The organism is Chryseobacterium balustinum, assembly GCF_900168205.1.
GTDB lineage: Bacteria > Bacteroidota > Bacteroidia > Flavobacteriales > Weeksellaceae > Chryseobacterium > Chryseobacterium balustinum.
This window is the reverse complement of sequence record NZ_FUZE01000004.1, coordinates 120,304-139,511: the sequence shown is the minus strand read 5'-3', so window position 1 is coordinate 139,511 and position 19,208 is coordinate 120,304. Positions and strand designations below refer to the sequence as shown.

At 33.6% G+C, this 19,208-nt stretch carries 21 protein-coding genes; all 21 read left to right on the top strand.

The genetic code is table 11. From position 1 onward, the window contains the following. Window positions 1-2 precede the first annotated feature (2 nt). The 21 genes from atpH to B5X64_RS07660 all read left to right on the top strand — a co-directional run bounded on the left by atpH (window position 3) and on the right by B5X64_RS07660 (window position 19,204). The gene (atpH, locus tag B5X64_RS07760; protein ID WP_079464684.1) at window positions 3-542 is read left to right on the top strand and encodes an ATP synthase F1 subunit delta; all 540 of its coding nucleotides are present in this window, start codon (window positions 3-5) and stop codon (window positions 540-542) included. Window positions 543-560: 18 nt separating this feature from the next. Beyond that, entirely contained in the window at window positions 561-2,138 is a 1,578-nt protein-coding gene (gene atpA / locus B5X64_RS07755; RefSeq protein WP_066676866.1) for a F0F1 ATP synthase subunit alpha, read from the top strand. A gap of 85 nt (window positions 2,139-2,223) precedes the next feature. Next, a complete protein-coding gene (atpG, locus tag B5X64_RS07750) occupies window positions 2,224-3,093 on the top strand; it encodes an ATP synthase F1 subunit gamma (RefSeq protein WP_066676865.1) in 870 nt (289 codons plus the stop codon). Window positions 3,094-3,189: 96 nt separating this feature from the next. Next, window positions 3,190-4,545 (top strand): hemolysin family protein, encoded by a 1,356-nt coding sequence (locus B5X64_RS07745; protein ID WP_079464683.1) that lies wholly within the window; start codon window positions 3,190-3,192, stop codon window positions 4,543-4,545. A gap of 10 nt (window positions 4,546-4,555) precedes the next feature. Further along, window positions 4,556-4,861, top strand: a complete 306-nt coding sequence (locus tag B5X64_RS07740; RefSeq protein WP_079464682.1) for an ATP-dependent Clp protease adaptor ClpS — start codon at window positions 4,556-4,558, stop codon at window positions 4,859-4,861. A gap of 117 nt (window positions 4,862-4,978) precedes the next feature. Next, window positions 4,979-5,593, top strand: coding sequence for a uridine kinase (gene udk / locus B5X64_RS07735; RefSeq protein ID WP_079464681.1), 615 nt, complete (start codon window positions 4,979-4,981; stop codon window positions 5,591-5,593). Between the two features lie 2 nt (window positions 5,594-5,595). Continuing rightward, window positions 5,596-5,952 (top strand): FtsB family cell division protein, encoded by a 357-nt coding sequence (locus B5X64_RS07730; RefSeq protein ID WP_079464680.1) that lies wholly within the window; start codon window positions 5,596-5,598, stop codon window positions 5,950-5,952. Window positions 5,953-6,046: 94 nt separating this feature from the next. Continuing rightward, entirely contained in the window at window positions 6,047-7,210 is a 1,164-nt protein-coding gene (locus B5X64_RS07725; RefSeq protein ID WP_079464679.1) for a methylmalonyl-CoA mutase family protein, read from the top strand. Then, window positions 7,210-7,650 carry a DinB family protein gene (locus B5X64_RS07720; RefSeq protein ID WP_079464678.1) on the top strand — a complete coding sequence of 147 codons (441 nt, stop codon included), beginning with the start codon at window positions 7,210-7,212 and terminating at the stop codon, window positions 7,648-7,650. The genes B5X64_RS07725 and B5X64_RS07720 overlap by 1 nt, the downstream gene beginning before the upstream one ends. Before the next feature lie 2 nt (window positions 7,651-7,652). Then, on the top strand, window positions 7,653-8,801 hold the full coding sequence (locus B5X64_RS07715) for a class I SAM-dependent methyltransferase (protein ID WP_228418802.1): 1,149 nt from the start codon (window positions 7,653-7,655) through the stop codon (window positions 8,799-8,801). A 134-nt stretch (window positions 8,802-8,935) separates the two neighbouring features. Next, window positions 8,936-9,208: a hypothetical protein gene (locus B5X64_RS07710; protein WP_079464677.1), complete on the top strand. Its 273-nt coding sequence runs from the start codon at window positions 8,936-8,938 to the stop codon at window positions 9,206-9,208. 144 nt (window positions 9,209-9,352) lie between these two features. Beyond that, window positions 9,353-10,735 (top strand): dipeptidase, encoded by a 1,383-nt coding sequence (locus B5X64_RS07705; RefSeq protein WP_079464676.1) that lies wholly within the window; start codon window positions 9,353-9,355, stop codon window positions 10,733-10,735. A 126-nt stretch (window positions 10,736-10,861) separates the two neighbouring features. Then, window positions 10,862-11,797, top strand: coding sequence for a T9SS type A sorting domain-containing protein (locus B5X64_RS07700; RefSeq protein WP_079464675.1), 936 nt, complete (start codon window positions 10,862-10,864; stop codon window positions 11,795-11,797). Between the two features lie 303 nt (window positions 11,798-12,100). After that, complete coding sequence (locus tag B5X64_RS07695; RefSeq protein ID WP_164463408.1) at window positions 12,101-12,949, top strand: T9SS type A sorting domain-containing protein; 849 nt, start codon at window positions 12,101-12,103, stop codon at window positions 12,947-12,949. A 79-nt stretch (window positions 12,950-13,028) separates the two neighbouring features. Then, complete coding sequence (locus B5X64_RS07690; RefSeq protein ID WP_079464673.1) at window positions 13,029-13,736, top strand: SDR family oxidoreductase; 708 nt, start codon at window positions 13,029-13,031, stop codon at window positions 13,734-13,736. A 196-nt stretch (window positions 13,737-13,932) separates the two neighbouring features. Continuing rightward, window positions 13,933-14,679, top strand: a complete 747-nt coding sequence (locus B5X64_RS07685; RefSeq protein ID WP_074229099.1) for an electron transfer flavoprotein subunit beta/FixA family protein — start codon at window positions 13,933-13,935, stop codon at window positions 14,677-14,679. 95 nt (window positions 14,680-14,774) lie between these two features. After that, entirely contained in the window at window positions 14,775-15,722 is a 948-nt protein-coding gene (locus tag B5X64_RS07680) for an electron transfer flavoprotein subunit alpha/FixB family protein (protein WP_079464672.1), read from the top strand. A 180-nt stretch (window positions 15,723-15,902) separates the two neighbouring features. Next, window positions 15,903-16,502 (top strand): bifunctional nuclease family protein, encoded by a 600-nt coding sequence (locus tag B5X64_RS07675; protein WP_079464671.1) that lies wholly within the window; start codon window positions 15,903-15,905, stop codon window positions 16,500-16,502. Between the two features lie 21 nt (window positions 16,503-16,523). Continuing rightward, window positions 16,524-17,858: an MFS transporter gene (locus tag B5X64_RS07670; RefSeq protein ID WP_079464670.1), complete on the top strand. Its 1,335-nt coding sequence runs from the start codon at window positions 16,524-16,526 to the stop codon at window positions 17,856-17,858. A 109-nt stretch (window positions 17,859-17,967) separates the two neighbouring features. Beyond that, on the top strand, window positions 17,968-18,522 hold the full coding sequence (locus B5X64_RS07665; protein ID WP_079464669.1) for an RNA polymerase sigma factor: 555 nt from the start codon (window positions 17,968-17,970) through the stop codon (window positions 18,520-18,522). Then, entirely contained in the window at window positions 18,488-19,204 is a 717-nt protein-coding gene (locus tag B5X64_RS07660) for a hypothetical protein (protein ID WP_079464668.1), read from the top strand. The genes B5X64_RS07665 and B5X64_RS07660 overlap by 35 nt, the downstream gene beginning before the upstream one ends. Window positions 19,205-19,208: the final 4 nt, after the last annotated feature.

Below are 19,208 nucleotides of genomic sequence, written 5' to 3'. Positions count from 1 at the left end.
GAATGCTTACATCTAAAGTAGCTAAAAGATACGCACAAGGTTTACTAGAATTCACAAACGAATCTGGGCAAACTGAAGCGGTTTTTTCTGAAATGAAAGATGTAGTGAAGCTGATGTCTGAATCTAAAGATTTGAACAAATTTTTCCTTACACCTTATATTGATGCTAATAAGAAAACTGAGATTGCCAACGAAATTTTTAAAAGTTTTTCGACTGTTGCTCAGAATTTAATTAAACTTATCATCAAAAACGGAAGAGAAAACCAAATTAAAAATATTGCACAGCAGTATATCAATAAAGTTGAAGATATCAAAGGAGTTCAAAGAGTTACGATTACTACCGCAACACCACTTTCTCAGGAAAATATCGATCAGATTTTGAAATCTACTTCTTTAGTTACTGCGCAAAATAATGCAGATGTTGAAGTGAATGTAAAACCTGAGATCTTAGGAGGTTATATCTTGAGAGTAGGTGATCAGCAAGTTGATGCTTCTGTGAAATCAAAATTGAATAAGATTAAAAAAGACTTTCAGTTAAATTAAGAAAAAAACAACCATACAATGGCAGAAATAAATCCAGCAGAAGTATCTGCGATCTTAAAACAGCAATTGGCCAACTTCGATACTCAATCTAATGTTGAGGAAGTAGGTACAGTTCTTACCATCGGTGATGGTATTGCTCGTGTTTACGGGTTAGAAAATGTACAATACGGTGAGTTGGTGAAATTTGCTAGCGATGTAGAAGGTATCGTACTAAACCTTGAAGAAGACAACGTAGGGGTTGCTCTTTTGGGTGAAAGTAAATTGGTAAGAGAAGGAGACACAGTAAAAAGAACAAACAGAATCTCTTCTATCAAAGTAGGAGAAGGTATGTTAGGTAGAGTAGTTGATACTTTAGGTAACCCGATCGATGGTAAAGGTCCTATCACAGGAGATCTATACGAAATGCCGTTGGAAAGAAAAGCTCCGGGTGTTATCTACAGACAGCCAGTAACTGAGCCTTTACAAACAGGTATCGTTGCAATTGACTCTATGATCCCTGTAGGAAGAGGTCAGAGAGAGCTTATTATTGGTGACAGACAGACAGGTAAAACTACTGTTGCTATTGATACAATCATCAACCAAAAAGAATTTTTTGATGCTGGTCAGCCAGTATATTGTATATATGTTGCAATCGGACAAAAAGCTTCTACAGTAGCTCAGATTGTAAAAACATTATCAGATAAAGGAGCTTTAGCATATACAGTAATTGTTGCCGCTAATGCTTCAGATCCGGTTCCTATGCAGGTGTATTCTGCAATGGCAGGAGCTTCTATCGGTGAGTTCTTCAGAGACTCAGGTAGACCAGCTTTGATCGTTTATGATGATTTATCTAAACAAGCGGTTGCTTACCGTGAGCTTTCTCTACTATTGAGAAGACCACCGGGACGTGAGGCTTATCCAGGAGACGTTTTCTATCTTCACTCAAGATTATTAGAAAGAGCTGCAAAAATCATTGCTGATGATAACATTGCAAGTCAGATGAATGACTTACCAGAATCTCTAAGACCTCTTGTAAAGGGTGGTGGTTCATTAACGGCACTTCCGATTATCGAAACTCAGGCGGGTGACGTTTCTGCGTATATTCCAACAAACGTAATCTCTATTACAGACGGACAGATTTTCTTGGAATCTGACTTGTTCAACTCAGGGGTTCGTCCAGCAATTAACGTTGGTATTTCTGTATCTCGTGTTGGAGGTAATGCTCAGATTAAATCAATGAAAAAAGTTTCTGGTACTCTTAAATTAGACCAGGCTCAATATAAAGAATTGGAAGCGTTTGCTAAATTCGGTTCTGATCTTGATGCTTCTACTTTAGCAGTGATCTCTAAAGGAGAAAGAAACGTAGAGTTGTTGAAGCAGCCGGTTAACTCTCCACTTCCTGTTGATAGCCAAGTTGCTATGATCTATGCAGGTACAGAGAACCTAATGAGAAACGTTCCTATCAAGAAAGTAAAAGAATTCCAAATCGAATATATCGAATTCCTAAGATCTAAGCACCCAGAAACTATGGCTGCTCTTAAATCTGGAAAAATCGATAACGATATTACAGGTGTTCTTAAGCAAGTTGCTACAGATTTAGCTTCAAAATATAACTAAAAATTAGTTGATGGTTTTTGGTTGATAGTTGACAGAATTTTCTAAAACTAGCAACCAACAACCGACAACCAACAACTAACCCCATATGGCAAACTTAAAAGAAATACGAGGAAGAATCACTTCAATTTCATCTACGATGCAAATTACACGTGCTATGAAAATGGTTTCGGCAGCGAAACTAAAGAAAGCACAAGATGCCATCGTAATGTTGAGACCTTATTCTGAAAAACTTCAGGAGATTATTCAGAATGTAAATTCTAGCTCAGATCCTGATCAGGTTTCTATTTACGCTCAGAAAAGAGAAGTAAAAAAAGTACTATTTATTGCTGTAACTTCAAACAGAGGTTTGGCAGGTGCTTTCAACTCTTCTGTTGTAAAAGAATTAAACCACCAGTTTCAGAACAATGCTCAGTACGAAATTGAAATTCTTACTATTGGTAAAAAAGTTTATGATGCTGTAAGAAAAAACCGTGCGGTGTTTTCAAATGAAAGTGCAATTTTTGATAATCTTACTTTCGATAAAGTAGCAAACATTACAGAAAGTGTAATGACAAGTTTTATTGAAGGTAAATTTGATGAAGTTTATGTTGTTTACAATAAATTTATCAACGCTGCAACTCAAGAAGTGATCACAGAGCAAGTTCTTCCGATCTCAATGGTTGAAACTGAGAAAGAAGAAGGACAAACAGAAACTGATTATATCTTTGAACCTAATAGAAATGAGATTTTGGATAATTTGATTCCTAAATCTATTAAAACTCAGGTTTTCAAAGCAGTTTTAGATTCTGTAGCTTCAGAACACGGTGCGAGAATGACGGCAATGCACAAAGCAACAGATAATGCAGAAGCCCTTAGAAATGATCTTAAGATTTTCTATAACAAAGCAAGACAAGCTGCAATTACCAACGAGATCCTAGAAATTGTTTCAGGAGCAGAAGCTTTGAAAAACTCGTAATAAAATATTCAAAAAATATGAAAGCATCGATATCTTCGGTGCTTTTTTTGTTAGTTTTATTTTATATATCTTTGCATAAATAATTATAATTTTTAAATGGATTCTGACATAGTCAGGCTTTTGCTAGCCTTGTTTCTTGTATTACTTAATGGCTTTTTCGTAGCCGCAGAATTTTCAATTGTTAAAGTTCGTTACTCTCAGATTCAGCTTAAAGCTGCCGATGGCGATTCTATGGCAAAACAGGCAGAGCATATTATCAAACATCTTGATGAATATCTTTCTGCAACACAGCTTGGTATTACTTTAGCATCACTTGCTTTAGGTTGGGTAGGTGAAAGTGCAATGCATCATGTTATTGATAATGCATTACATTCTTTAAATATAAATCTTGCAGAGTCTACGGTTACAACGATTTCATTGGTTCTTAGTTTTTTGATTATCACAGTAATGCATATTGTTTTTGGTGAGTTAATACCGAAATCAATTGCGATTAGAAAATCTGAAGCTACAACAATGGCAACTGCAGTTCCGTTGAGAGTTTTTTATACCGTTTTTAAACCATTCATTTGGTTGATGAATTTGATGTCTAATGGAGTTTTAAGATTAATGAAAATTCATCCGGCTTCTGAACAGGAAATTCACTCTACAGAAGAACTTCAGCTTTTGGTAAAACAATCAGCCGATAGTGGAGAAATTGAAGAAGAAAATTACGAAATCATCAAAAATGCATTTGATTTTACAGACCATTCTGCAAAACAAATCATGGTTCCGAGACAAAATATTACTTCTATTGATTTTTCAGATGACTTAAACGAAATTATAGACAAAATCATGGAAAGCGGATATTCCAGAATTCCGGTCTATGAAAATTCGATAGATAATATAATCGGTGTTTTTTACACCAAAGAAATTATCAGAGAATTTGTTAAAAGAAAAGGGCAACTCAGTCATGATGATTTAAGAGAATTGATGCGTGAATCTTTCTTTGTGGTAGGAAGTAAAAAGATCTCAGATTTATTAAAGATCTTCCAGCAGAAAAAGCAGCATTTGGCAATTGTAATTGACGAATTTGGTGGAACTGAAGGAATTATCACTCTTGAAGATATTTTGGAAGAATTGGTAGGTGAAATTCAGGATGAAGAGGATGATGAAGAAAAACTGGTTGATAAAATTGCTGAAAACACCTATTGGGTAAAAGCAACTCAACCTTTGGATGAAATTAACGAATCTTTGCCTAAAAAACTGACTCTTCCTGAAGAAAGTGAGTACAATACTTTAGCAGGATTTATTTTACATGCTTTAGAAGATATTCCGGAAGAAAATCAAGAATTTGATTTGGAAAATTACCATTTCAAGATCTTGAAAATGAATAATAAGAGTGTCGAAATGGTTGAACTACAGTATATTGAGCCAAACATAGTCGACGATATTTTAGATAAATTAGACGTTTAAATATAAAATAATGATTTTTTATAACAGCATAAAAGATTATGAAGATCCAAAACGAAAGTACGAAGAAGACGTATTGGTTTTGGATGATACAGACGAAGTGTACAAGCTGATTCTGCATAATGACGATATTCATACTTTTGACGATGTGATTGAAGCATTAATTCAAATTTGCAAACACGACCCAATACAGGCAGAACAATGTACAATGTTGGTTCATTTTAAAGGCAAATGCACCGTGAAAACAGGCGCAATGGATTTTTTGAAACCGATGCACGAAAAATTAATAGCAAGAAGCTTAACAAGCGAAATCGTATAAAAACAGGCTCTGACAATTTTGTCGGAGTTTTTTTTGAATCTAAACTAACCTCTAATTTCTAACATCTCATTTCATCTAAAATACTATCTTTGTAAAAACTCTAAAGAAATAAATAGAATGCTTGTAATAGGAATTGCCGGAGGTACAGGATCGGGCAAAACTACCGTTGTTGATAAAATTATTCAACAGCTTGATATTGAGGGAATGAATATTCTTTCTCAGGATAATTATTATAATGATAATCATAATCTTACGCTTACAGAAAGAGAAGCTTTAAACTACGATCACCCAAAATCTATTGATTTTGATTTATTGATTCAGCACGTAAAAGCGTTGAAAAATAACGAAACAATCGAGCAACCGATGTACAGTTTCGTAACACATGGAAGAACAGGAGATCATGTAACCGTTGAGCCAAAAAATGTTTTGGTCGTTGAAGGAATTTTGGTTTTAACCAATAAGGAATTACTCAAAGAATTTGATTTAAAAGTATTCGTTCACGCCGATTCAGACGAGAGACTGATCAGGCGAATCAAGAGAGATACACAAGAAAGAGGAAGAGATCTGAACGAGGTTTTACACCGTTATCAGACTACCTTGAAGCCTATGCATCAGGAATTTATCGAACCTTCAAAAAATGAAGCTGATTTGATTATTCCCAATATGAGACAGAATTCTGTCGCGATAGATTTTTTAACAACGGTTATTAAAAATTCATTAAGAAAACACTAAAAATGGCAGAGAAAGAGCTTATTAAAGACATCAAACCAAGATCGGAAACTTTTAAATTTTTTCAGAGTTATGTTTTAAATAAATATATTCTGACAATTTTCTTGTTTTTGGTGTGGATGATTTTCTTTGATCAAACTTCTTTTCTGGTTATCCATGAGCTTAATGGCGAAATTAATAAATACGAAGAACAGCTCGATTATTACAAATCAGAATACGAAAAGAATGATAAATTCTACAAAAAACTGATGAATAATAAATCTGAAAAAGAAAAATACGCCAGAGAAAATTACTTTATGAAAAAGCCTAACGAGGAAATTTTTATCCTTGTTGTAGATAGCGCAAATATTGCTAAAAAATAATTTTAAAGTGAATTGTAAATAGACAATTAGCTTCACTGTCAATTTAAAATAAGTAAGCGAATCTATATTACTCATTACCTATTACCCATCATTTATGTCAAATACTGAAACCTTCTCAAACTGGGAAAATCTTGTTAAAAAACAACTTAAAACGGAAGATATATACACCATTCTGAAAAAAGAAAATTTAGAAGGAATTGATATAAAACCTTTTTATAATTCTGTTGAAAAACCAATGGTAAGCCTTCCGAAAATAGAGGAAAGTACCCATTTGGTAGCCAGTTACCACGAAAGTTTGGAAGATGATGTTTTCGCATTTCTATTAAATGAAAATGTAGAAAACCTTGTAGGGAAAACCGTTTTTATAAACAATAAAGATTTAGCAGAACACATCAGCCCGCAAGATGAAGATCAATATTTTTCTTTAATTGATGTTTTTGATGAGAAAAATGCTGAAATTAATGATCAGTTGGTAAAAGAACTTTTGGCAAAAGATTTTAAACGAAACATTTGTGTAGATATTTCGCTTCATCAAAATGCAGGAGCAGCAATTTATCAGCAATTGGGAATCGCTTTGGCAAAAACAAAAGAACTGATTGAAGTTTATGGAGCTGAACTTATCAATAAATTAATTTTCAGAATTGCCATAGGAGGAAATTATTTCTTTGAAATGGCCAAAGTGCGTGCTATTAAACTGGTAATCAATCAATTGTCGAAAGAATATGGTTTAGGTGAAATTCCATATATTTTTGCTGAAACTTCATTGAGAAATAAAGCCATTTCAGATAATGAAAATAATCTGATTCGTTCTACTTTAGAATTGGCTTCAGCGATGATTGGAGGAGCAGATGCAGTTTACAGTACCAATTATTTGGTTGAAAAAAGCACAGAAAATTCAGAAGAAATTTCTTTTAAACAACAGATTGTTTTGGCGTACGAAAGTATTATCAATGTTTTTGAAGATGCCTCAAATAATAGCTATTATGTTGAAGATATTACCCAACAGATTGCGGAGAAATCTTGGGCTTTCTTTGTTGAAATCGAAGAAAACGGAGGCTATCTGGAATCTTTAAAACAAGGAATTATTCAGAAGAATATTTACGATCATGCTGTTGAAGAGCAAAAGTGGGTAGAAGAAGGTAAAATAAAACTGATTGGCGTTAATTTATACCCTAAATTAGAACAGAAAAAATCAATTGAAGAATTGTATAACCAAAATGAAATAAAAGCAGTTCGTTGGGCTCAAATGTTTGAATAATGAAAGAAAAACTGATTGATTTATTTGAATACACTTATCATTCCAATAAGGAAATGATTAAAATTATCTCTGAAAATATTTCGAAAATAGACGATAAAACAATCGGTTTAATCAATCATACGTTGAATGCTCAACAAATCTGGAATTCAAGGATTGTAGGAGAAAAAACTTTTGAAGTTTGGCAAATTAATAGTTTTGAAAATTTGGAAGAAATTAATCATGAAAATTTTTTAAGGAGTATTCAGATCATTGAGAATTCAGATTTTGAGCAAAAAATAGAATACCAAAACTCAAAAGGAAATAAGTTTGAAAACAGTATTTTTGAGATGCTTTTTCATACAATTAATCACTCGACGTATCACCGAGGACAAATTAATTCTTTACTCAAACAAAACGGAATTGAACCTTTACTTACAGACTACATTTTTTATAAAAGATAGATTTGAAAAGAGAAACTTTAAATTCTGAAATTCAAGAATATATCAATGCAAATCTTAATGCAGATTTGCATTCTTTGTTATTAAAAAAATCCCCGTTTCCTGATGTTTCGATGCAGGAAATCGTTCAACAAATCAAAGGAAAGCTGGTGGCTCAGAAAAAATTTCCTTTTCTTTTAAAAGACGGAATTATTTTCCCGCCACAACTCAATCTTGAACAGTCTTCTTCCGAAAAAACAGCGCTTTACAAATCAGAAATTTTAAAAGGAAATAAATTCATCGATTTAACAAGCGGTTTCGGGATTGATGCTTATTATTTATCTAAAAATTTTGTTGAGATTACTTTAGTCGAACAAAACAAAGAGCTTTTAGAAATTGTAAAGCATAATTGGACTGTTTTGGGCAAGAAAGCGGCCTTCATCAACATAAAGCTGGAAGATTTTCTTAATGAAACCAAAGAAAATTTTGATGTTATTTATCTCGATCCGGCTCGAAGAGATCAGAATAAAAATAAAGTTTTTCTGCTTGAAGACCTTTCACCAAATATTCTGGAAATTCAGGATGAGTTGCTCTCAATTTCGAAAGAAGTTATTATAAAACTGTCTCCTTTAATTGATTTAAAATATCTGATTTCGGTTTTAAAAAATATTTCTAAAATTGAAATTATTGCCGTTAGAAACGATGTAAAAGAGATTGTTGTTTTCCTTTCTAAAAATTTTTCAGGAGATATAATTTGTAACTGTGTGAATCTTGAAAGCGAGGAGAGAAGTTTTAGTTTTAATATTAATTCTGAAAAGAATGCTTTTGCCGAATATTCTGAGCCGCAGAGATTTATTTATATTCCAAATAATACGATTCTGAAAGCTGGAATTTTTAATTTAATTTCAAGCCAGTTTAAACTTAAAAAACTGCATCCAAATACTCATTTGTACACTTGTGAAGTTAAAATTAAAGACTTTCCGGGAAGAGTTTTAGAGATGGAAGTAGTTGATTCAAAACAGATTAAAAAGAAAGAACAGTTTAATTTGATTTCTAAAAACTATCCTTTAAAACCTGAGGAAATCAAGAAGAAATATCAGTTAAAAGATGGCGGAAATCGGTATCTTATTTTTACACAATCCAAAAAAGGTAAAATAATATTAAAATCAGTCTAAAAATGTTGCCGAAAAATGCAATATTTCTTACTTTTGGGCAATAAAAAATTATAGAAGAAATCGCAAAGATTGTTTGAGCAACAAACATTGATCGATAAAGTGATTTCATTAGATTTAAAAATAAATATCTGCATATGAAAAAATTAGTTATATGTTTAGCTCTTGCAACGGTAGCGGTAAGCTGTAAAAAAATCCAGGCTGGAGGGAATAAAAATATCATCAAATTGGAAGAAGGTACAGAAAGATATTCTGATGCTCATCAAGGTGGTTCAGAAGCTCATGGAACTGCTCACGAAGCGACGACTCCTGCTCATGCAGAACCAGCTAAAGACGCGCACGGAACTGAAGCTCCAAAAACTGATTCTACTACTGCAAAGAAAGAAGAGCCTGCAAAAGCAGCGCACTAATTTTCTGAAAATACAATATATGAATCCTGCTTTTTTGCAGGATTTTTTTGTTGAAACAAGATTAATTTTTTTCAAAAGAAATTAAAGCTAATTTGTTTGCTGTGGCGATACAATTTTTTTAATTTTAACAAAATTTAATTTACAATGCAAGAAACATTAAATTACATCAACGAAAACAAGCAGCGTTTCGTAGATGAATTGTTTGAGTTACTTAGAATTCCTTCTATTTCTGCCGATCCGGCCTACAGCAACGACGTTATAAAGTGTGCAGAGGTTTGTGCAGAATTCCTTAAAAATGCAGGAGCAGACAACGTTGAAATATGCCAAACAAAAGGATATCCTATTGTTTTTGGTGAAAAACTGATTGACGAAAATCTTCCTACAGTATTGGTGTATGGTCATTATGATGTACAACCTGCAGATCCTTTAGAACTGTGGAAAAAACCACCTTTTGAGCCTTATATCGAGAAAACTGATCTTCATCCTGAAGGAGCTATTTTTGCAAGAGGTTCAGCAGATGATAAAGGGCAGTTTTTTATGCAGGTAAAAGCATTTGAAGCGATGATGAAGACCAACTCTCTGCCTTGTAATGTGAAATTTATTTTAGAAGGCGAGGAAGAAGTAGGTTCTGTAAGTTTAGGTGACTGGGTAAATGAAAACAAAGAAAAGCTTTCTTGTGACTGCATATTGATTTCTGATACCCATATTTATAGCAATGAGCAACCGACTGTTACAACAGGGTTAAGAGGGTTGAGTTATGTGGAAGTTGAAGTTGAAGGACCCAACAGAGATTTGCATTCCGGGCTTTACGGTGGTGCAGTTCCTAACCCTATTCATGTGCTTTCAAGAATGATTGCTAAGCTGATTGACGATGACGGACAAATCACAATTGATGGTTTTTATGACAACGTAGAAACTGTTTCTGATGAAGAAAGAGCTGAAATGAATAAGCTGAAAGACAATCCTGCTGAATTTAAAAAATCTATTGGTTTAAATGATGTGGAAGGTGAAAAAGGATATACAACTTTAGAGAGAACTTCAATTCGTCCAACACTAGACTGCAACGGAATTTGGGGCGGTTATACAGGTGAAGGAGCAAAAACGGTAATTCCGTCTAAAGCTTCAGCTAAAATTTCGATGCGTTTGGTTCCGTATCAGACTCCTGAAGAAATTACAGAAAAGTTTACAAAATATTTTGAAAAAATTGCTCCAGCAAATGTGAGAGTAAAAGTAACTCCGCATCATGGAGGTATGCCTTATGTATTACCTACGGATACAAAAGAATATTTAGCAGCTAAAAATGCAATGCAATCTGCTTTCGGTAAAGAAGTTCTTCCTTACAGAGGCGGCGGAAGTATCCCAATTACCTCAATGTTTGAGCAGGTTTTGGGAGCTAAATCTGTATTGATGGGATTTGGTTTAGATTCTGATGCGATTCACTCACCAAATGAGCATTACGGTTTATTTAATTTCTATAAAGGAATTGAGAGTATTCCAATGTTTTTTGAGAATTATTCGAAGTCTTAAAAAGTGAATTAATTTATTAAAAATACTCCTTAAGAAGCTTTTCTTGAGGAGTATTTTATTAAATATGTTATCATGGGTGTGTGAGTTTTCTATATATTTGCGAAAAAATAACCAAAAATTAAGTTTATGAAGAGAGTTTTATTTTCTATGCTGATAGGAGTTTCTCAATTAGCGTTTTCTCAGCAGTTAATTTCTTTTGAAGAGAGTGAAGGATATACAACTGCAAATATTGATACACAGCAAGGATGGAGAAGTACTGCGATTGGAGTAGGTTCACCTAATGTATCTGGTCAAACAGTTTCTACAGAACAATTTGTAGGAGGAGCAAGATCTTTAAAAATTACAAAAGAGGCTGCTTTTGTAGAGCAAAACAATGCAGTAATAGGAGCTTTTAAACCGATTGGCTCATCCCTAGCATACAATAATTTTACTATTTCATTTGATATTCGAATTACAGAGAAAGCGTCTACTGCATCACTTTATGAATTTCAGACAATAGGAAATGGTGCAGCAGGAAGAGTTTATGTAATAAGATTGAGATTTAATAAAACAGGAGGGATTGTTGCTGCACAAACTACTGGTACATCATCCACATTTGCGACTACCACTGGAACATGGAGTGCTGATATCTGGTATCGTGTAAAAATTGTTGGTACAGCTACAGGACTTACATATTATTTAAATGATACTCAAATTTATACAGGTAATTTCTTCCTGAATTATAATTTTGATGAAATGGCTTTTGTGCATGATAACTATTCTGGAAGCGCTTATATTGATAGAATTGCCATTAATAATGAAGGGGGTGTATTATCTACAAAAGATGATGTGAAAATTATAAAAAACATGCTATCAATCTATCCAAATCCTACTTCCGACATCCTAAACATCAAAACAGATTCTAAAATCAATACCGTTTCTGTTGTAGATATAACAGGTAAAAAAGTAAATGTAAAATTAAAAGATGATAAAATTGACGTTAGAAGTCTTCCTGCAGGAATTTACTTAATCAATGTTGAAACAAAAGATGGTATCTCTACAGAGAAATTCATAAAAAAATAAATTTCTGACTTTGCGGTAGAACGTTTTTTGATTCTAAACATTGCATATCGTTTAATTGCTATAAAGGAATTGAGAGTGTCCCAATGTTTTTTGAGAATTATTCGTAATTGTAAAAAGCAAATTAATTTATTAAATAATTCTTCTTTAGAAGTTTTTCTTAAAGAATATTTTTTTTTAGGAATATATTGTCATGAATGTGTGATTTTTTTTATATATTTACGAAAAAAATAATTAAATATTAAGTTTATGAAAAAAATTCTACTAGCTGGATTTTTATCCACTTTTGCACTACATAGTGCACAAATGAATTACAGTTTTGAAACCGCTCAGGGTTTTACAGTAGGACCAATCGCCGGGCAGGCTGGTTGGGGTGGTACTTCAGCCGCATATATAGGTGCAGTAACGGCTGAACAGGCAAATCCGGGAACTCAGTCATTGAAAATTACAGGTAATAACGGAACTGTACATTCTTCAGCAGGGGCCATTAGCCCTACCGTATCGACTACTGGTTCGGTTGTTACAGTTTTGTTTAATGCATATTTTACTGTAGCAGCTACTCTTGGAGATGAGTGTGATTTCTTTTTCTCACCCCAATCTCCCTCACAGCAGACAATTAATGCGAGAATGAATTTTGATTTCCAAGGAAATATCAAGGTTATTGATGGGCCAGACCCTCTATCTTTGGCTTTTGTAGATACTAATGCTGATTTTACTAGAGGAAGTTGGAATACTTACAAAATAGAGTTGGATTTTGTTAATAACGAAGCAAAATATTATCAGAACGGAACATTGATTTACACAGGTTTTGTTGTTGGAGGTACAATGGTTGGTAATTTGGCTATAACAAATGACAATTATAATAGTTCTGCTTACTTCGATGGTATTCAAGTTGTAAGTGGAGTTTTAGGTACATCGGAAGCAGATGTAAAAAAAATTTCTTACAAGCTTTATCCAAACCCGACGTCAGATTTTGCTATCGTTGAATCAACAGATAAAATAAATTCTATCGAAGTTTTTGATTTTTCTGGTAAAAAATTAAATGTCGGAGTGAATGACAATAAAGTTGATTTACGTAATTTGGCAGCAGGAGTATATTTAATTAACGTCACTACCCCAAAAGGAAGAATATCTGACAGAATTATCAAAAAATAAATTACTGACCAATCTCAGTATATTAAAAACGCTCCAATTGGGGCGTTTTTGTTATTTTAGGGTTTTAAAAAATTAATTGATGATAGAAAATAAAGTAGCTTATATTACAGGAGGAACAAAAGGAGTAGGATACGGAATTGCAAAAATATTGCTTCAAAATGATGTTTCTGTTGCATTTTCGGGGAGAAAGAAAGAGGATGTCGAAAAAGTAGAAAATGAATTAAAACAATATTCAACTAATGTTTTGGGATTGGTTTCGGATGTTAAAAATTTAGATAGTGAATTTAATGCAGTTAAAAACATCATAGAAAAATTCGGAAGATTAGATTTTGTAATTGCAAATGCAGGATTGGGGATCTTTAAACCGGTTGATGAGCTAAGTTCTGAAGAATGGAATGAGATGATTGATACCAACTTAACCGGAGTATTTCATACTTTAAAAGCTTCAGTTGAAGAATTAAAGAAAACTGAAGGGTATTATATCACGATTTCAAGTTTAGCAGGAGCTAATTTCTTCGAAAACGGAGCCGGCTACAATGCTTCTAAATTTGGCGTGGTAGGCTTCACCCAAGCTGCAATGATTGATTTGAGAAAGTATAATATTAAATCTACTGTTATTATGCCGGGTTCTGTAGCAACCCATTTTAATGGGAATGTTCCGTCAGAAAAAGATGCCTGGAAAATTCAGCCCGAAGATATGGGGAGCTTGGTACTGGATATTTTGAAGATGAACCAAAGAGTTTTACCAAGCAAGATTGAGTTTAGAGCAACAAAACCAAAGTCTTAGAAACTTATAATGCGCTGAATAATAATTAAATAAGTATTATGCATGCATAATATATTTTTTATTTATATTTACAAAACTTAACAAACAAAAACAGCTTCCAAAAATCTCAGGATTTTAATAGGCTGAAAATAAAAATTTATAACACACATGGAGCCGTAAGGTGACATATGGTAAATGAAAATAATTAAAACAACATATGAAAATATTAGTTTGCATCAGTAGTGTTCCAGATACTACTTCAAAAATCAATTTTACAGCAGATAAATCTGCATTCGACAAAAACGGAATTCAGTGGGTAATCAATCCGTTAGATGAGTTCGCATTAACAAAAGCGATCAAGTTACAAGAATCTCAGGGAGCTACAGTTACGGTTTTAAACGTAGGAGATGCTGGAACTGAGCCGGTAATCAGAAAAGCTTTGGCAATTGGTGCAAATGACGGAGTAAGAGTAAATCTTGACCCGAAAGATAGCTATTCTACAGCGAAAGAAATTGCTTCTGTAGCACAGAATGGAGGATACGACTTAATTCTTTGTGGTAAAGAATCAATTGATTATAACGGTGGTTCTGTTCCTGGAATGGTTGCTCAGTTGTTGAATCAACCTTTCGTAAACGCTTCTGTTGGTTTAGATGTGAACGGAGCTGAAGCGACTGCAGTGAGAGAAATTGAAGGTGGTAAAGAAACTATTTCTGTTAAATTGCCTGCTGTAATCGCTGGTCAGAAAGGATTAGTTGACGAAAAAGATTTGATTATTCCAAACATGAGAGGGATTATGTCTGCAAGAACAAAACCTTTGCAGGTGGTAGAGCCTACTTCTTCTGAAGTGAAAGTTCAGGGTGTATCTTATGACTCTGTTCCGCCAAGAGCAGCTGTGAAAATCGTTTCTCCTGATAATTTAGATGAGTTAGTAAGACTTCTTCACGAGGAAGCTAAAGTAATTTAAAAAAAGATAACAGATTTTAGGTATAAGGTCATAGTTTAAAACTATTTCTAACCTAATTTTTAACATCTAATTCCTAAAACCTAAAAATTAAAAAAATGGCAGTATTCGTATACGCAGAAAATATAAATGGAGTTTACAAGAAAGCAGCTTTTGAGGCAGTTTCTTATGCTAAAGCAGTGGCAGATCAGGCGGGTGATACCGTTACAGCGATCTCTGTAAACCCAACAGATTCTTCAGATTTATTGTATAAATATGGAGCAACAAACGTAATCAACATCAAAGACGAGGGTCTTAAAAATTTCTCGGCAAAAGCTTATGCACAAGCGCTAAGTGAAGTTGCAGACGGAAATATCCTTGTTTTTCCTCACACAACAGATGCTTCTTCTGTAGCGCCAATGTTGGCTGTAATGAAAAATTATTCTCTTATTACCAATGTTTTGGAAGCTCCTGAAAGTCAAGCTCCTTTTCAGGTGAAAAGAAAGGCATTCTCTGGGAAAGGTTTCATGCATGCAAAAGCTGAAGGAACAGGAGTGATCCTTACTGTTTCTCAAAACGCTTTCGGTGTTAAAGAAAATGCAGTTTCTGGTTCAGAAGAAGTGAAAAATCTTTCTGTTGCTAATGAAGATACTAAAGTAATCTCTCACGAGCAAAGTTCAGGTAAATTAGACTTAAAAGAAGCTGAAGTAGTAGTGTCTGCAGGTAGAGGAATGAAAGGTCCTGAAAACTGGGGAATGGTAGAAGATTTAGCAAATGTTTTAGGTGCTGCAACGGCATGTTCAAAACCGGTTTCAGATATCGGATGGAGACCTCACACAGAGCACGTTGGACAAACTGGTAAAGCAATTGCACCTAATCTTTATATTGCAATCGGTATTTCTGGAGCGATTCAGCATTTAGCTGGAGTAAACTCTTCTAAAACAATCGTTGTAATCAACAGTGATGCTGAAGCTCCGTTCTTCAAATCAGCTGATTACGGTGTTGTAGGAGATGCTTTCCAGATTATCCCTGCATTAACTGAGAAAATTAAAGCTCTTAAAGGATAGAAAGGTTAATAGTGAATTCTACTTCGCAGGTCAATAGTGAATTTTTAAAATTGACAATGAAGTGAATTGACATTTGACTATTCATAATTTCAATAAATACAATAAAAGCTCGGCTTCCGGGCTTTTATTTTTGTCTAAAAAGTAAAACCTACAATAAAAAATTAATTTATATTTGTAGTCATGGATTATAAACAGCTAATCATACGCGGAATATCGTACAGCCAGACCCAGTCTGGGGCTTACGCATTGCTATTGGAACATGAGGAAACAAACATTAAATTACCCGTGGTTATCGGTAATTTTGAAGCGCAATCCATTTCTTTAGGCTTAGAAAAAGATATTCATCCGCCACGTCCCCTTACGCACGATTTATTTACAAAATTTATTATTTCTACCCATTATAAATTGATTTCTGTAATCATTTATCAGATTGTAGACGGTGTTTTCTTTTCGAATATCAATTTTAAAAATTCCGAAACCGAGGAAGAGCTTATTCTTGATGCTAGAACTTCAGATGCTGTCGCAATGGCAGTAAGATTCGATGCACCAATTTATACCACACAGCAAGTTTTAAACGAAGCCGGAATTTTACTGGAATTGGAAGAAGTGGCTAAAGAAGATGAAACTTTCTCTGAAACCATTGATGCCGAAGACAGTTTAACCTCTGCTTCAATGGACGAATTGCAGAAATTGTTGGATGAAGCTGTAAAAGAAGAAGATTTTGATACTGCTCTTGAAATTCAGGAGGAAATCAAAAGGCGAAAAAAGAAAATAGATTAAAGAGATATTTACAATTAAAAAATGAATTTAAAATTACGATTGACCATCCTGAGCTTTCTACAGTTTGGGGTTTGGGGAGCCTATCTTACTTCCATGGGGAATTATTTGGGATCGGTAGGATTGGGATCTAAAATTGGACTATTCTATGCAATGCAAGGAATTGTATCGATTTTTATGCCTGCTATTATGGGTATTATTGCAGACCGATGGATTCAAGCTCAAAAGCTTCTAGGCATTTCGCATTTTCTTGCAGCCGTTTTTTTGATATGGGCAGGTTATTATGGAATGTCAGCAGGAGAAAATGTTGAATTTTCAAAACTTTTTCTTCTTTACGGCTTAAGTGTCACTTTCTATATGCCATCCATTGCACTTTCCAATTCTGTTGCGTACACAGTTTTGGTAAATAATAATTATGATACCATTAAGTCTTTCCCACCAATTCGTACTTTGGGAACAGTAGGTTTTATCTGTGCGATGTTATTTGTGAATTTTGCAGGTATTCAAGATGGAAATTTTAGTTTTAATTTTTCAAATGAAGCGGGTTTCCCAAGTTTTCAGAATAGTTACAGCCAATTTTTTGTTTCGGGTGTTTTAGGAATTATTCTTTTTATTTATTCATTTACTTTACCGAATTGTCCTGTTAATAAAAGTGATGAAAAAAGAACTTTATCTGATGCTTTAGGCTTGAAGGCTTTTGCTTTGTTTAAAGAGAAAAAAATGGCAATTTTCTTTATATTCTCAATGTTCTTGGGTGTTTCTTTACAGATTACCAATGGTTATGCAAATCCGTTCATAACGAGTTTCAAAGAAATTCCTGAATTTGCAAATACATGGGGCTCAAATAATGCTAATGCTTTAATTTCTCTTTCGCAGGTTTCAGAAACACTTTGTATCTTATTAATTCCTTTCTTTTTAAAACGATATGGAATTAAAAAAGTAATGTTAATGGCAATGTTTGCCTGGGTTTTAAGATTCGGATTATTTGCAACAGGAAATCCTGGAGGAGGAGTTTGGATGTTTGTTTTATCAATGATCGTTTACGGTATCGCATTCGATTTCTTCAATGTTTCAGGATCACTATTTGTTGATAAAGAGACAGATAAAAGCATTCGTTCAAGTGCACAGGGAGTTTTCATGATGATGACTAATGGTTTTGGGGCAACAATTGGGATGTTGGGAGCCCAGGAAGTGGTAAATCATTATGTTTTCTCACAAACAGACCCTTCTTTACAACTTGCAGGATGGCAAACTTCATGGTATATTTTTGCAGGTTATGCGTTAATAGTAACTATTGCTTTTGCTATTATTTTTAAACATAAACATGATCCTAAAGCTGTCGAAAATATTAATCATTAATTGAATTGATACTTAAATATTACATTGCACTTTTGAAAAAAAGTGCAATTTTTTTTACTTTTAGGCAACCATTTTCAAATTGTACCGTCTTATAGATAGAAACTAATCAATGAAGCATTTAGAAGAGAATTTTAAACTTGCCAAAAAACAGGATCGGAGAGCCCAAAAAGCACTTTACGATTTGTTTTCAGCTAAAATGTTGGCAGTTTCAAATTCTTATACGAATAATATTCATGATGCTGAAGATATTTTACTAAATGCTTTTCTGAAATGTTTCAATAAAATCAACGATTGTAAAGACTGGAAAAGTTTTCCGTTTTGGCTGAGGAAAATTGTCGTCAACGATTCGATAAGCTTCGTCAGGAAAAATAAGAATATTCTTTATTCAGATATCGAAATTGCCGATGATTATCCGGAAGAGGAATTAGATGAAAGTCTAAACAAAATTAATATCGAAGAAATTTTTTCTCAAATGCCGACTGGTTACCGATTGATTTTTAATCTCTATGTTTTTGAAGATAAAAAACATCAGGAAATTGCTGAAATTCTGAATATTTCTGAAGGAACCAGCAAAAGCCAACTCAGCAAAGCCAAAAAGTGGATTGCAGATTATTTAAAAGCAAAAGAAAATGGACAAAAACATACGGAAACCGTTAAAAACTGATTACGAAAACCTCGAAATAAAGCCCTCTGCAAGTCTTTGGAATCAAATCGAACTTGGATTAGATAATGATTCTGAAACGGTACAAAAACCACTGTTTCAGTGGTGGAAATATGCTGCAGTAATTGTTCTTTTACTCTCATTTGGAGCTTTGTTTTATTATAATTCTGATCGGCTTCTAAAACCTGAAGAAATAATTGCGGTTAAAAAAGCTGTGGAAAGTAATAGTAAACCAACAGAGAATATTGAGGTTGTCGCAGATAATAAAAATGAAGAACTCAATAATATTTCTGAAATAATTATTAAATCAGAAAAGACTCAGAAAAAACAATCGGAGATATTGGTTCAAAGCCAATCTGAAGTCTTAAAAGAAACTCCGAAAATGACCAATGCAGAAACTCAAATTAGTATAAAATCTGAGATTGAGATTAATAATAAACCTGAACAGCTAATTCCCGAATCTCCTCAGTTAGCAACAGCCCAACCTGCTGTAAAAGAAGCTAAAGTAAAATATATCACAGCAAATGATCTGATTTTTCAGCGAAAATACAGCATTGAAAAGAAAGAGAATGCTCAGGAAAATGTGAAAAGACTTGGTATTATTATGATTAACAGAATCAATGTAAGTCCAGAGTTTATTACCATTTTTAACGGTAGTAATAACAATACAAGCGAACAAAAATAATTCA

Excerpts from the sequence above, each read along its gene's own strand:
- atpH (WP_079464684.1), top strand. The coding sequence starts at position 3 with ATGCTTACATCTAAAGTAGCTAAAAGATACGCACAAGGTTTACTAGAA.
- atpA (WP_066676866.1), top strand. The coding sequence starts at position 561 with ATGGCAGAAATAAATCCAGCAGAAGTATCTGCGATCTTAAAACAGCAA.
- atpG (WP_066676865.1), top strand. The coding sequence starts at position 2,224 with ATGGCAAACTTAAAAGAAATACGAGGAAGAATCACTTCAATTTCATCT.
- B5X64_RS07745 (WP_079464683.1), top strand. The coding sequence starts at position 3,190 with ATGGATTCTGACATAGTCAGGCTTTTGCTAGCCTTGTTTCTTGTATTA.
- B5X64_RS07740 (WP_079464682.1), top strand. The coding sequence starts at position 4,556 with ATGATTTTTTATAACAGCATAAAAGATTATGAAGATCCAAAACGAAAG.
- udk (WP_079464681.1), top strand. The coding sequence starts at position 4,979 with ATGCTTGTAATAGGAATTGCCGGAGGTACAGGATCGGGCAAAACTACC.
- B5X64_RS07730 (WP_079464680.1), top strand. The coding sequence starts at position 5,596 with ATGGCAGAGAAAGAGCTTATTAAAGACATCAAACCAAGATCGGAAACT.
- B5X64_RS07725 (WP_079464679.1), top strand. The coding sequence starts at position 6,047 with ATGTCAAATACTGAAACCTTCTCAAACTGGGAAAATCTTGTTAAAAAA.
- B5X64_RS07720 (WP_079464678.1), top strand. The coding sequence starts at position 7,210 with ATGAAAGAAAAACTGATTGATTTATTTGAATACACTTATCATTCCAAT.
- B5X64_RS07710 (WP_079464677.1), top strand. The coding sequence starts at position 8,936 with ATGAAAAAATTAGTTATATGTTTAGCTCTTGCAACGGTAGCGGTAAGC.
- B5X64_RS07705 (WP_079464676.1), top strand. The coding sequence starts at position 9,353 with ATGCAAGAAACATTAAATTACATCAACGAAAACAAGCAGCGTTTCGTA.
- B5X64_RS07700 (WP_079464675.1), top strand. The coding sequence starts at position 10,862 with ATGAAGAGAGTTTTATTTTCTATGCTGATAGGAGTTTCTCAATTAGCG.
- B5X64_RS07695 (WP_164463408.1), top strand. The coding sequence starts at position 12,101 with ATGAATTACAGTTTTGAAACCGCTCAGGGTTTTACAGTAGGACCAATC.
- B5X64_RS07690 (WP_079464673.1), top strand. The coding sequence starts at position 13,029 with ATGATAGAAAATAAAGTAGCTTATATTACAGGAGGAACAAAAGGAGTA.
- B5X64_RS07685 (WP_074229099.1), top strand. The coding sequence starts at position 13,933 with ATGAAAATATTAGTTTGCATCAGTAGTGTTCCAGATACTACTTCAAAA.
- B5X64_RS07680 (WP_079464672.1), top strand. The coding sequence starts at position 14,775 with ATGGCAGTATTCGTATACGCAGAAAATATAAATGGAGTTTACAAGAAA.
- B5X64_RS07675 (WP_079464671.1), top strand. The coding sequence starts at position 15,903 with ATGGATTATAAACAGCTAATCATACGCGGAATATCGTACAGCCAGACC.
- B5X64_RS07670 (WP_079464670.1), top strand. The coding sequence starts at position 16,524 with ATGAATTTAAAATTACGATTGACCATCCTGAGCTTTCTACAGTTTGGG.
- B5X64_RS07665 (WP_079464669.1), top strand. The coding sequence starts at position 17,968 with ATGAAGCATTTAGAAGAGAATTTTAAACTTGCCAAAAAACAGGATCGG.
- B5X64_RS07660 (WP_079464668.1), top strand. The coding sequence starts at position 18,488 with ATGGACAAAAACATACGGAAACCGTTAAAAACTGATTACGAAAACCTC.